Source organism: Enterococcus sp. DIV1208 (assembly GCF_050530455.1).
GTDB classification, from domain to species: Bacteria; Bacillota; Bacilli; order Lactobacillales; family Enterococcaceae; genus Enterococcus_B; species Enterococcus_B hirae.
This window is the reverse complement of the sequence record NZ_CP172887.1, coordinates 682,676-695,510: the sequence shown is the minus strand read 5'-3', so window position 1 is coordinate 695,510 and position 12,835 is coordinate 682,676. Positions and strand designations below refer to the sequence as shown.

The window sequence follows — 12,835 nt, the reverse complement described above, 5'->3', positions numbered from 1 at the left end:
TTCTACTGTTTTTTCATTCCCACAAAGGTAACACAATATTCTCATAAGTCATGGGATCTAAATTCGTTAACGTGATCCCCAAGAGACGTATGCCTTGTTCAATCCCTAAAATTTCTTCCCAAATCAAACTTGCTTGATAAAAGAGCGCTTCTTTCTTATAGATATACTCAGGTAAAGTGACTCTTTTCGTGACTGTCGTATAATCCGTATATCTCACTTTTAACACTACGGTTTTTCCATGTTTCTGGACTCTTTTCAACGACTCTTCGACTTTCTCAGCTAATTGTTGTAATTGTGCTAATACCGCTTCTTCCGTTTGTAGTGGCTGACCATAAGTATGCTCTTTTCCTACAGATTTTCTTTCTCTTGTCACATTGACTGGTGCATCATGGACACCTCTTACTTTTCGATAAAGCGAATAGCCCATCTTTCCAAATTGTTGGATCAACATCATCTCTGTACAATTATAAAGATCTTCTCCAGTGAAAATACCAAGTTCATGCATCTTAGGGACGGTTTTTTTTCCTACCCCATGAAATTTATCAATAGGTAATGCCTTTAGGAACGTCAATGCGTCTTGAGGTGCAACGATAGTAATGCCTTTAGGTTTTTGAAAATCTGAGGCTAATTTCGCTAAAAACTTATTATAGCTCACACCTGCCGAGCAGGTCAGTTTTACCTCTTCCCAAATGTCTCTTTGGATCAAACGAGCAATTTTGATTGCTGATTTACAATTGCGTTTATTGTTCGTCACATCAAGATAGGCTTCATCAATACTGACAGGCTCAACGATATCCGTATATCGGTAAAAAATCTCACGAACAATTTGTGAGATCTCACTATATTTTTGATGATCGCCTGGTTTAAAAATGGCTTGCGGACATAATTCATATGCTTTTTGCGCACTCATCGCTGAATGGATGCCATACTTTCTTGCTTCATAATTCGCTGTAGTAACCACTCCTCGACCACCAGTGTCACTCGGATGTCTGGCAATAACTAAGGGTTTCCCTCTAAATTCTGGATGATCCCGTTCTTCGACAGAGGCAAAAAAAGCATCCATATCGATATGAATGATTTTTCTAGATGTATCATTATGTAAAGGAAACTGTAATTCCATCTCACTCACCCCTATCATGATTATATAGGAACTTTTGTTCGGTGACAAGAAGATGGTTACCCACCAAACGGACCACAAAAAAGAGCCGAAATTTCACAAAAACTGAGACATCAATTTCGGAAATCACGACTTCTAAAATGATCATTCATCACTTGAGACTGTTTAGTAAACCAACCAGGTCATCTGAATCATTCGTTACTCAGTTTCTTCAGTCGCTTGCAAGGATGCATCAGAATGAAGAAAATAAATCAACGTTTGTAATTCATTCGTTAAGTCAACATTTTGAATCAACACGTCTGCTGGCGCATTTAATCGAGCAGAAGTAAAATTCAAGATACCTTTAATGCCCGCTTCAGTCAACCGATTAACTACTTCTTGTGCTCGCTCAGCTGGTATCGTCAATATTGCTACTTCGATTTGTTGGATCTTGATTTGCTCAAACATATCTTCCATAGGGTAAACGGGAATCCCATCCACGATCCGTCCAACGATTGCTTCGTTGACATCAAATGCACAACTTACACGGATACTGTTACTTTGATGGAATTTATATTTTAAAAGGGCACTTCCCAAATTACCGACACCGATCAACGCCACATTAGTCAATTGATCATCATTCAATGTTTTTGCGAAAAAATGCATGAGGTCTTCAACATCGTAGCCATAGCCTCGTTTTCCTAATTCTCCAAAATATGAAAAATCACGGCGAATCGTTGCACTGTCAACTTGAACAGCCTCACTTAATTCAGTTGATGATACTTTTTTCTTACCAGCATTATTTAAGATTCGTAAATAACGGTAATACAAAGGTAGCCGTTTGGCTGTTGCCTTTGGAATAACATGATCTTTCACTTAATTACCTCCACTTTTACTTTAAGTTTACTTTGATTTATCCATCATATCAGTATATATAGGAAAAAATCAATTTGATTGCTTGGATATTGTGAAATTTTATTCTTTATTCATTTTTTTATCATTTCTTTGAACCTCGCAGTATCAAGGAATTTATGGTAGACTACTAGTTGAAAAAGAGATTTATTCTTAGAGAATTCACAAAGTAGAAAAGAGGATTCCATGATATTATTACAAGCCAATCAAATTGCTCGTCACTTCGGTGCAGAGATCTTATTTGAGAATATCCATTTAGAAATCAGCACAGGGGCTCGGATCGCATTAGTCGGCCGTAACGGAGCAGGAAAATCAACACTTTTGAAGATCCTTGCTGGAATCGAACGCCCCGATGAAGGAACAATTGCTAAAAATAAAGCTGCTACTTTAGGCTATCTGGCACAAGATACTGGGTTAGATTCAGCAGAAACAGTCTGGAATGAAATGCTTAAATCATTCGAAACAATCCGTCAAATGGAAAATCGAATGCGCGAACTTGAAATCTTGATTAGTGAAGGAACACCTGATACACCTTCCTATGAGTCACTTTTGAAAGAATACGATAAATTACAACACGATTTTTCAGATAGAAACGGTTATGGCTACGAAAATGAAATACGCTCTGTTTTGCATGGCTTTAAATTTGATCCGTCTTTTTATGATCAAAAAATCAATGAATTGTCTGGCGGACAACGCACTCGCTTAGCGTTAGCAAGAATGTTGCTCCAACATCCAGATATCTTGATCTTAGACGAACCAACCAACCATTTAGATATTGAGACTCTCTCTTGGTTAGAAGGCTACCTGCAAAGTTATACTGGTGCCTTACTGATCGTCTCCCATGACCGATATTTCTTAGATAAAGTCGCAACAGAAGTTTACGAATTAAATCGAAAAAAAATGCGCCACTATAAAGGGAATTATTCGAAGTATCTTGACATGAAAGCTGAACAATTAGCAACTGAATGGAAAGCCTATGAAAAACAACAAACTGAGATCCATAAATTGGAAGATTTTGTCGCACGCAACTTGGTACGCGCTTCTACGACGAAAAGAGCCCAAAGTCGCAGAAAAGTCCTTGAGAAAATGGATCGGATTGACCGTCCTCAAGGAGACGAAAAACAAGCTCACTTTCTTTTCAATGTAGCAAAACCATCAGGAAATGTCGTATTACAAATCGAAGATGCTGCGATTGGTTATCATAATGAAGTTTTGTCTGAACCGATCAATCTTGATATTCGGCGTCAAGAAGCCATTGCACTGGTCGGCCCCAATGGTATTGGTAAATCCACGCTTTTAAAATCGATCATCCATCAGTTGCCTTTTATCCGTGGAAAAGAACATTTAGGAACCAATGTGACGATCGGCTATTACGATCAAGGTCAAGCAGACTTACACACCAACAAAACTATTTTAGCTGAATTATGGGATGAACATCCAACGACTCCCGAAAAAGAAATTCGTAGCGTTTTGGGTGCCTTTCTATTTTCTGGTGAAGATGTAGAAAAGACCATCCCCTTGCTAAGCGGTGGTGAAAAAGCCCGAGTCGCCCTTGCAAAACTCGCAATGAATCAAGAAAACTTTTTGATTTTAGACGAACCAACCAACCACCTGGACATTGATAATAAAGAAGTATTAGAAAATGCCTTGATTGATTATGATGGTACTTTGTTGTTTGTCTCTCATGACCGTTATTTCATCAATCGGATTGCCACAAAAGTCATCGAATTATCGGAAAACGGTAGTAAAGTTTATTTAGGTGACTATGATTATTATTTGGAAAAGAAACAAGAAGAAGCGGAGATAGCAGAGCTGTTAGCTGAAAAAACACCAGAAGAAGAGCATATTTCTACGAACAAGAAAACCTATTTCCAAAGTAAAGAGCAACAAAAGCTGATACGTAGTTTACAACGTAAAATCACTCAAATTGAAGAAGAATTAGCTATTTTAGATGAACAGATCGAGTCACTAGAACAGCAAATGGTGTCCCCAGAGAATTTGGATGACCATCTCAAATTAAATGAATTGAATCAAACACTCGAAGCAACTCGCCAATCTCAAGAAACGAAACTTTCTGAATGGGAAGATTTGAGTATTGAGCTTGAAGAATATGAAAATGAATAAAAACAGATAAATAAATATTCATTTCTGCACTAGAAACGCTCTCAAAACAGTACCCTCTGTTTCGAGGGCGTTTCACTTATCACAACGCACACTATCAAAGCAATCTCAAAGTGCTTGTTTATTCTCTACCTAAATTTTCTTGAACTTTTGTCTCACTAGATTGTGCCTTTGTTTCGATTAAACTGGGTTCCTTTATTTTATCAGTTATACTTTCCATCGTTTGGCATCCATTCGTTTGAGTTTTTTGGTTTGTCCGACTCTCCATCTGATCCCTCCCCTTATTCAATGAGAAATCAGTGATCTTCTTTGTTACTTGAAAATCAATTACCACTTTGTTTCTTTGACAGCCTTTAGGATTTATTCGCCCAAACATTTCTTGATAAGCTTGTTGATTTAGCCGATAATTAGTAATTTCCCCTCCCAAACACCGCGATAAAATTTCACTTTTTATCTTTATATTCTTCGCTAGTTCTTCTTTGATTTCCTTTAAATTTCCTTTCTCGAACATTGTATCCAACTTATATTCCTGTAATTTTGCTTCATTTATTTGTAGCCAGATATTTAAATAATCTGTTAAATAAATCTTTTCTTGACTATGGACTTGTATTTCTTTATGAAAGGCTTCAGTATGAGATTCATAACTGGTTTCACCACTATTTACTTCTTCTGCTTTTTTTTCTAGTGCATACAAGCGGATTAATGCTGTAGTCGCCGGACAAAAGTCTTTCGGTTCATGAATCTTTTTATTTAGCTTAAGTAGCATTTCATTGACTTCTTTATCTTGATTATTTGAAAAATTTTTTCTAAGCCATTGAGACAATCCCATTCTAAACACTCCTATCTATCGCTCTTTTACAAGAATTATATCTGTTATTCTTTTTATTAATAGGTCACTTTATTCCTTTCAACCTAAAAAAAACGACTATTACTAAAAGAGAGACTGAGCAAAAATTTTCTCAGTCTCCTCTATTCATTTCCTACTCATTCATACTAGTTGCACCAAAATTCTGTTTGTTTAAGATACTTGATTGAATTCTTGATTTTTCAGTTCATACACTACATCGCAGCCTTTAGCGACATCCTGTTCGTGGGTGACTAAAATAATACATTTCTTTTGCTCATGTGCAATCTCTTGGAAAAGTTTAACGATCTCGCTGGAAGTTGCTTCATCCAAGTTTCCAGTCGGTTCATCCGCAACGATTAGATCGTGTTCACAGCATAGGGCTCTAGTGATTGCTACTCGTTGCTGCTGACCACCAGATAGCATCGTAACTTTTTTATCTGCTAAATCCTTAGTGATTCCGACTTTTTCCAAGTTCGCTAAGGCGTAGGCTTTTTTATCTGTCTGTTGGCTTTGAGCAATCTCCATCGCTGTTACCACATTGTCTACTGCCGATAAATACGGCAGTAGATTATAGGCTTGGAACACAATTGATACATCTTTACGACGATATTCCCGCAATCCAATTTTTTTCAACGATTTGTCGTCATAGAGAATTTCTCCGCTTTTTGGTGTATCTAATCCTGCGATCAGGGATAAAAAAGTCGTTTTCCCTGAACCGCTCGTACCTAAAATTGCATACATTTTGCCTTTTTCAAAAGTTAAATTAACATTTTCGAATAATCGTCGGTTGTCTTCATACCAGTAGCCTAAATCTTTTGTTGATAGTGTCATTAAAAATTCCTCCTTTAATTAGGAAATCAATATTTTCTTCGGATTCAGTCGTAGAATTCCTGCTGATGAAAGGACAATTGAGAATAAACTAATCCCCAGCCCAATTCCTGCAAGACTTAAAATCTCGGTTGGCTGCATTGAAATATTTAGTTCTTGAATTTCTTTTGATTGTGTAAATGGATTGCTTCCCATTTGACCACCACTAGGACCACCGTTTCCGCCACCAGGTGCTTGTCCTTGGTTACCTTGATTTGGACCGCCGTTTCCTGCCGTATTCGCTTCTTGTCCATCTGCATTTTGCGAAGTTGTTTGCTGACTCAACAACTGGTTGCCGACTGCATTGCCAACAACATTTCCGCTAGCTGCAGCGATCCCTAAAGCGAAGATCATGCAGACAAAAATCTCAACGAAAAATTGTGAAATAACTTTGACCCGTGATTCACCTAATGAAAGTAATACACCGATCTCATATTTACGTTCACGAATCGACAGCATAATAATCAATGTCAAAATAATGACTCCGGCTACGGCTACTAAAATCACGATATTCTTCGCAAAGCTTGATACATTATTCAATGGTTGAAGCATTTGCTGATACATTTGATCATTGGTTTCTAAGCTGAATGTATCCGTATCGATCAATTTATTCGCTGCTTCTACAAAGCTGTCCATGTCTTTGGGATCATCTAAGTTATAAACTGCCGAATCGATCGTTTTTCCTTCCGATCCAGTTAAGGTGTTAACCAGTGTATAAGAAGAAAAAATCGTGTTCGCTGGATTCATAAAGTTGAAGCGAGCACTCATACTGTTGCCAGAATCACTTGTTTTGTAAATACCTTTAATAGTAACTTCAACATCTTTATCATCGGTATCTTTAATCTTAAATTTGTCCCCGACACTTAGATCGTTCGCTTCCGCTAAACTTTGCTCGATCAGTACATTATTCGTCCCTTCATCATCCGAAGTGATTGCCTTGCCTTCAACTAGGCTAGCTGTTCCTGATGAAAAATCACTGTAAGAATTACTTTCGGAAACACCTTTAATTTGGAAATCCCCTTGACTCATCCCACCAGGTGCTTTCTGTCCACCAAATCCAACAGCTTGTTCATCCGAAGATTCCTCTTCACTGTCACTATCACTCGAGATCGGTGTAATCCTGTGCCTTTATCCGCTGAAGTACTTGCTTCAAATGAATACGATTTAACATTCGCTAATTCTGCGATTTTTTTTGCATCACTCAAGTTGACGGGTGTCTGTTCAAAGCTACCTGGATCTGGACGACTGCTTTCATCATCTGAATCTGAATTTGATTGCTGTTTGAACATTGCCTCTCGGTTCGTTGATAAGGTGACGGTCGCCCCGACACTTTTTTTCGCATTCGTGGTCGCCAGTTCAGCGCCGCTGCGGATCGTTAACCCCGCTAATACAAAAATTAATATGGCGGAAAAGACGGTGATCATAATGATGCTGCGTCCTTTTTTTGCCCAAAGGCTTTGAATCGCCCGTTTGATATAATTCATTTTGGTTCCTCCTTCATTTGTCTGTTTATAGAATAGGCAAGTTGGCTTAACCGAAGCTTAAACGAGATAAAAAAGTTTTTAAGGTTGTTTTAGGAAAGCGTGGTAAACTGAGTAAGTAATAGATGAAAAAGGAGAAAATCAATGATAAACCTTTTAATAGTAGAAGATGAAGCGACACTTTCAGATAATATAAAAGAAATCTTGTCGGATTTAGGTGAGATCACACAGATCTATGATGGGGAAGAAGGCTTATTTGAAGCAGAAACTGGTGTTTATGATCTAATATTGCTGGACCTGATGCTGCCAGGGAAAAACGGCTACGAAATCTTAACAGAATTACGGAAAAAAAATATCCAAACCCCTGTGCTGATTCTAACTGCCAAAGATGGCCTAGAAGACAAAATCACTGGATTTCAAAAAGGTGCAGACGATTATTTGACGAAACCTTTTTATCGCGAAGAACTGATTATGCGGGTCAAAGCGTTATTGAAGCGTTCGTTAGGATTGTTTTCTGAGAATCAAATCGTCTATAAAAATATTACCTGCAACCTTGCGACGAAAGAAGTAACCATCGACGATGAGATCTTATCAATTCAAGGAAAAGAATTTGATCTCTTGGTTTATTTCATCCAAAATAAGGGCGTGATTTTAACAAAGGAGCAAATCTTCGATCGGATTTGGGGATTTGATTCCGATACGACCATTACAGTTGTAGAAGTATATATGAGTCACTTAAGAAAACATTTGAAGCCGTCAGGTGCAGATCAGTTCTTTAAAACACTGAGAAATGTCGGCTACATCTTACAAAAGGATTAATGCTATGAATACCGAAATATCAAGAAAACAACGATTAAAATTTTTCTTCTTAAATGTAGCCGCTTTCGCAGGTATCTTCCTATTATTAGGATTTATAACTCTACAGCTGCTGCAAAGCTCGGCCTACCGCCAGACAGACCTGTCACTAACTCAAATGGCGGAGAATGAACATCTTATTCAGATGGAAATCAACCGGTACCAACAAAGCAATCCCTTTCTGGCACAAATGCCGGGCGATCAGCTGAGAGAGAATGGACCAGAAGGCAATAATCAGTTCAATACTCAGATCATTTTATGGTCAAAAGAAGGAGCGATTCTCAACAAAGACACGATTGGTGGACGGTTCACTGAACTGGAAAATTTAACCTTAGATAAGAAAAATCTCGATTCTGTTCAAGCATTAAGTTTAAAAAATGCAGGCTATTCTAGCCAAAAACTTTCCTTTCATTCGTATACAATCAAAGCAGATAAAGGAGGAGACATCGCCTATATTCAATTTTTAGCCAATACCAATCAAATCGCAGACTCCATGAAAACCTTCAAGACAACACTGATTATCTGTATGGTCGTTTTTTGGCTGATTTCGATTGGAATAAGCTTTTACATTTCAAAAATGAATATGCAACCCATCATGCTCTCATGGCGCAAACAACAGGAATTTGTTGAAAATGCCTCTCACGAATTACGCACGCCACTAGCAATCATTCAAAACAGCCTGCAGCAATTGTTCACCCGACCCAATCACACCATCTTGGAAGAGTCTGAACCAATTGCCCAAGCCCTGAATGAAACACGGCGAATGAAAAGCCTGACTGAAGACCTGCTAACCTTGGCACGCAGTGATTCCAATCAGTTGCTTCTGCAGAAAGAATCAGTTAATCCCAAAGACTTTATTCGTCAATTAGCCCAGCCCTTCCAGGAAATCGCAGAAATAAACGATCAATATTTTGTCTTGGAAAACTTTGCCGATCAACCAGTGATAGTCGACGAAAAACGTATCCACCAAGTTCTAGTTATTCTGCTGGACAATGCGCTAAAATACACAGAAGCTAAAGAAAAAATTGTCCTGCAATCTGAAATCTCCAACGATAATTGGCTGATTGAAGTCAAAAACAACGGGCCATCTATCAGCGATGAAGACAAAAGACGAATTTTTGAACGCTTCTACCGCGAAGACCGCTCTCGTTCTAAAGAAACTGGTGGCTATGGTCTTGGTCTCGCAATTGCCAAACAAATCATCACTCAGCATAAAGGCAAACTGTCCGTAAGGGACTGGGAACCTAGAGGAGTCGTTTTTCAAATACAATTGTCAATGAAATAGATGACAAAACGACTAAATTGTGATCAGATGATAGATTTTTATACCTGTATGTAATTCCTTCTCTTTTGTTTCTATACTTTGTGTGACTGAGCCAAAACTTGTCTCAGTCTCTTCTAGTATCTCTAAAAACGAATAAACGGTGAAAAAAAGACACCTTGAAATCCTTTAGAATTAGTTTAACGAACCAATTCATAGGAGGATTCAAGATGTCTGATACTCAGTTTATCAAACATATCCTAAACATTCTAAACCTGATTATCTATTTCGCGGAAAATTGTTTAACCAAATAAAAAGAACAGAAAAAAGTATTTCTTCTTTCTCTTAGATTCTTCGCATTCTTTCAGTAAGATAAAAGGATTCAGCTTTTTAACACTTAGGCAATTTGCAATGTATCAACTTTAAATTGTTCGTCTACGTATTTGGCATAGGTTTTGTGTTTTTCAACAAGCTCAGCGTGTTTTCCTGAACCGGTTACTTTTCCTTTTTCGATAAAGTAGATTTTATCAGCATCCACGATCGTTGATAGACGATGTGCGATCACTAATGTTGTCCGACCTTTCATCAGATTTGCCAAGGCTTGTTGGACTTTTGCTTCTGATTCAGAATCAAGACTTGCTGTTGCTTCATCCAACATCAAGACCTTTGGATCTCTTAAGAACGCTCGAGCGATTGCCAGTCGTTGCCGTTGGCCTCCAGAAATTTTCGTACCACGCTCGCCCACTTCTGTATCTAAACCATTGGGCATCTCTTCCACAAATTGACGTGCATAGGCTAATTCTAACACTTCCCAAAGCTGCTCATCTGTGTAAGTATCCGCTAATCCATAAGTTAAATTATAACGGATCGTTCCTGCCATAATAGCAGAATCTTGGGAAACATAGCCAATTTGACTACGATAATTGGACAACTTGATCTTTTGGATCTCCGTTGTGCCAAATTTGATCGTACCTGCTGTTGGCTCATAAAAACGTTCTAATAAACTGAATGTAGTCGATTTCCCTCCACCAGAAGGACCCGCAAAAGCAATGATCTCGTTAGGTTTAGCTTCAAAAGACACATTCGTTAAAATCGGTTCCTCAGGTGCATCACTATAAGCAAAGTCCACGTTAGAAACACACAATGTTTTGTTCGATAAATCCACTTCTTCACCAGATTCAAAGTCTTCAGGTACTTCATTCAATAATTCTTGTACACGGCGTGTCGAACCAGCAGCTTTTGCCATTTCAGAAAACAACGTGGCAATCGTTGGCATCGCGCCGATCAGATTGAAGAGATACATGAGAAAACTCATCAATACCCCGATCGTCATCGCACCAATCGCAATACGATGCATTCCATAAGCTAGCAAACCAAAGACCATACTCATAAAAACCATCATCATGATTGGTTGCATTGCAGCATCAAAGACTGCTTCTTTTTTACCAACGCGAAACAAACGATCGACTTCATTTGCTGCCCGTTCTTGTGCTTGTTGTTCGGCATTCGACGTTTTTACTAAACGAATTTCAGACAACGTTTCTGTTGCGATTCCATTGAAATGACTCATAGCATCTTGACGGATATGACTGATCTTTGAACCAAAGGTCATCACAGGAATCATCAATAGGATAACGACGGGAACAGCAATAACCATGGCTAGCGACATATGCCAGTCCATTCGGATCATCATATAAACAGTCCCGATTACGGTAATGATGCTCGCAATCGTTTGTGGAAACGTCACAGCCAACAGTTGTTTTACCTGGGTCGTATCATTCGTTACTCGGCTGGACATCTCACCCGCCTTCACCGAATCAAAATAGGTGACTTTCAGTATCGTTAATTTATTCCATAAACGTTTTCGCATATTTTGAATGACGTTTTCGCCAAAAATTCCTAGAACCGTCCCACCAATCGCTGAAATTACAGCTGAAAAAACGGACATCCCCACGACTCTTCCTAATAAAGCATAATCGATCCCCTCTTGAAAATGATTAACTAAATTAGCCGCCAATTTAGGAACATAAACTTGTACAGCTGATGAACCTGCTAATAAGATCATGCCGATCGCCAGTAAAGGATAGCGCGGTTTTGTTTGTTTGATTAAACCAAGAAATTCTTTCAAAGAAAATCTTGTGTTCGTTTGTTTCATCGAGATACTAACGGGTCTTCCGCCTCCACCTTGTGCCATTATTTTCTACGTCCTTTCTTCCATCCTTCAAAGCCACCGTAATGTCTATCAAATCGTCCATCGAAGGCATCTCGATCAAAGCCACCTCGACCAAAACCACCGAATCCACTGCGATCCATCATCTGTTCACGTGCTCTGCCAAAATGCGCACTCATCTTATTGAATCGTTCCCAGCGCTGATCATCGCCGAAAACTTCAGCTAATTTTTCTTGAAATTCAGGACGATTGATATTTTCATTCATTCGTTCAAGGTAGGTATTCAATTGTGCTAACTCTTCTTCTGCAAAACCTTTAAATAAGACATCTTTTAACGTTGTACTGATTGAACCACGCTCTTGCAGACTTTCTCGACCTTTATCAGTAATCTTGACCAAAGTCACTCGGGAATCCGTTGCTGATTTTTCCCGCATGACCGTCCCAGCCTCTTCTAATTTTTTGATGATTTGTGTCACACTAGACGGTTTAATATCTAGCACTTCAGCTAATCGTCCTGCCGTCACATCGTCCTCAGCCACTAAAATTTTTAATGTTTCAAAAGCATTGTCTGTCTTTTCTTCCACTTGATAGGCAAAAATCAAAAACGGTTGATGCGCAATCTCTAACAGATTTTCTAAGATTTCATGATTATTCATAAGATGACCTCCAAAATACTTACTTAGTTTATATCGATATCAACAAAATAAATGATAAACTATTTATTTTGTTTGTCAATAACTAAACTAATTAAATAGTTAAAAAAATAGTTAGCCAAAAAAATCTAAAATTGACTAACACTTGATAAGTGAGTTGGTTTGTTTTTTTCAATACGCATTATCCCTTCTATTTTTTTATTTTCAAACAAAAAAATAGACTCAGTTCTTTTTGGATTTTCAAGAAAATAACTAAGTCTATATGCTATAATCCTTTATGACAGTAAAGTTTAATGACGGTGGCTTTCCATTCTGAAAGCGAGGTGGTGCTTATGCACATAATCCCACACTTTAGAGAAAGGAGATGCCTTTTTGTCCGCATATGAGACAATTCAAACCATTCTTAGGTTTGGTATGTTTACCATTTCTTTGATTGGCTTGGTTGTAACTATGCTTAAACATGACAAAAAGAAATAGCCGTCACTTTAGCGAGAAGACTGGCTATTTCTTTTTGAAATATTTAGTTTAATTGCCACCGTCTTTAGCGGTGCTGTCAAAAGGGAACTGTTGAC

Annotated in this window: 10 protein-coding genes and 1 pseudogene; 4 read left to right on the top strand and 7 right to left on the bottom strand. The window is 38.2% G+C overall.

The window, feature by feature from the left end; genetic code table 11:
* Positions 1 to 13 precede the first annotated feature (13 nt).
* A complete protein-coding gene (gene dinB / locus IGK91_RS03230; RefSeq protein WP_010738278.1) occupies positions 14 to 1,120 on the bottom strand; it encodes a DNA polymerase IV in 1,107 nt (368 codons plus the stop codon).
* A gap of 195 nt (positions 1,121 to 1,315) precedes the next feature.
* A complete protein-coding gene (locus IGK91_RS03225; RefSeq protein ID WP_010719828.1) occupies positions 1,316 to 1,972 on the bottom strand; it encodes a redox-sensing transcriptional repressor Rex in 657 nt (218 codons plus the stop codon).
* Between the two features lie 222 nt (positions 1,973 to 2,194).
* Here IGK91_RS03225 and IGK91_RS03220 point away from each other — a divergent pair, with 222 nt between their 5' ends.
* A complete protein-coding gene (locus IGK91_RS03220; RefSeq protein ID WP_034866355.1) occupies positions 2,195 to 4,132 on the top strand; it encodes an ABC-F family ATP-binding cassette domain-containing protein in 1,938 nt (645 codons plus the stop codon).
* A gap of 118 nt (positions 4,133 to 4,250) precedes the next feature.
* Here IGK91_RS03220 and IGK91_RS03215 read toward each other — a convergent pair whose 3' ends face one another.
* The 3 genes and pseudogenes from IGK91_RS03215 to IGK91_RS03205 form a co-directional block, all read right to left on the bottom strand.
* Positions 4,251 to 4,958 carry a hypothetical protein gene (locus tag IGK91_RS03215; protein ID WP_010738280.1) on the bottom strand — a complete coding sequence of 236 codons (708 nt, stop codon included), beginning with the start codon at positions 4,956 to 4,958 and terminating at the stop codon, positions 4,251 to 4,253.
* A 189-nt stretch (positions 4,959 to 5,147) separates the two neighbouring features.
* Positions 5,148 to 5,807, bottom strand: a complete 660-nt coding sequence (locus tag IGK91_RS03210) for an ABC transporter ATP-binding protein (RefSeq protein ID WP_010738281.1) — start codon at positions 5,805 to 5,807, stop codon at positions 5,148 to 5,150.
* A gap of 18 nt (positions 5,808 to 5,825) precedes the next feature.
* Positions 5,826 to 7,327, bottom strand: a pseudogene (locus tag IGK91_RS03205) (ABC transporter permease).
* A gap of 141 nt (positions 7,328 to 7,468) precedes the next feature.
* Here IGK91_RS03205 and IGK91_RS03200 point away from each other — a divergent pair.
* On the top strand, positions 7,469 to 8,143 hold the full coding sequence (locus tag IGK91_RS03200) for a response regulator transcription factor (RefSeq protein ID WP_181934207.1): 675 nt from the start codon (positions 7,469 to 7,471) through the stop codon (positions 8,141 to 8,143).
* A gap of 4 nt (positions 8,144 to 8,147) precedes the next feature.
* On the top strand, positions 8,148 to 9,464 hold the full coding sequence (locus IGK91_RS03195) for a sensor histidine kinase (protein ID WP_181934206.1): 1,317 nt from the start codon (positions 8,148 to 8,150) through the stop codon (positions 9,462 to 9,464).
* Between the two features lie 373 nt (positions 9,465 to 9,837).
* Here the strand turns inward: IGK91_RS03195 and IGK91_RS03190 are convergent, their stop codons facing one another.
* Both IGK91_RS03190 and IGK91_RS03185 read right to left on the bottom strand, forming a co-directional pair.
* On the bottom strand, positions 9,838 to 11,634 hold the full coding sequence (locus IGK91_RS03190; RefSeq protein WP_181934205.1) for an ABC transporter ATP-binding protein: 1,797 nt from the start codon (positions 11,632 to 11,634) through the stop codon (positions 9,838 to 9,840).
* Complete coding sequence (locus tag IGK91_RS03185) at positions 11,634 to 12,266, bottom strand: MarR family winged helix-turn-helix transcriptional regulator (RefSeq protein ID WP_010719836.1); 633 nt, start codon at positions 12,264 to 12,266, stop codon at positions 11,634 to 11,636. The genes IGK91_RS03190 and IGK91_RS03185 overlap by 1 nt, the downstream gene beginning before the upstream one ends.
* 369 nt (positions 12,267 to 12,635) lie before the next feature.
* Between IGK91_RS03185 and IGK91_RS03180 the strand changes: the two genes are divergently transcribed.
* Positions 12,636 to 12,740: a putative holin-like toxin gene (locus IGK91_RS03180; protein ID WP_430605326.1), complete on the top strand. Its 105-nt coding sequence runs from the start codon at positions 12,636 to 12,638 to the stop codon at positions 12,738 to 12,740.
* The last annotated feature ends 95 nt before the right edge of the window (positions 12,741 to 12,835 follow it).

Excerpts from the sequence above, each read along its gene's own strand:
- IGK91_RS03185 (WP_010719836.1), bottom strand. The coding sequence starts at position 12,266 with ATGAATAATCATGAAATCTTAGAAAATCTGTTAGAGATTGCGCATCAA.
- IGK91_RS03215 (WP_010738280.1), bottom strand. The coding sequence starts at position 4,958 with ATGGGATTGTCTCAATGGCTTAGAAAAAATTTTTCAAATAATCAAGAT.
- IGK91_RS03195 (WP_181934206.1), top strand. The coding sequence starts at position 8,148 with ATGAATACCGAAATATCAAGAAAACAACGATTAAAATTTTTCTTCTTA.
- IGK91_RS03190 (WP_181934205.1), bottom strand. The coding sequence starts at position 11,634 with ATGGCACAAGGTGGAGGCGGAAGACCCGTTAGTATCTCGATGAAACAA.
- dinB (WP_010738278.1), bottom strand. The coding sequence starts at position 1,120 with ATGGAATTACAGTTTCCTTTACATAATGATACATCTAGAAAAATCATT.
- IGK91_RS03210 (WP_010738281.1), bottom strand. The coding sequence starts at position 5,807 with ATGACACTATCAACAAAAGATTTAGGCTACTGGTATGAAGACAACCGA.
- IGK91_RS03220 (WP_034866355.1), top strand. The coding sequence starts at position 2,195 with ATGATATTATTACAAGCCAATCAAATTGCTCGTCACTTCGGTGCAGAG.
- IGK91_RS03200 (WP_181934207.1), top strand. The coding sequence starts at position 7,469 with ATGATAAACCTTTTAATAGTAGAAGATGAAGCGACACTTTCAGATAAT.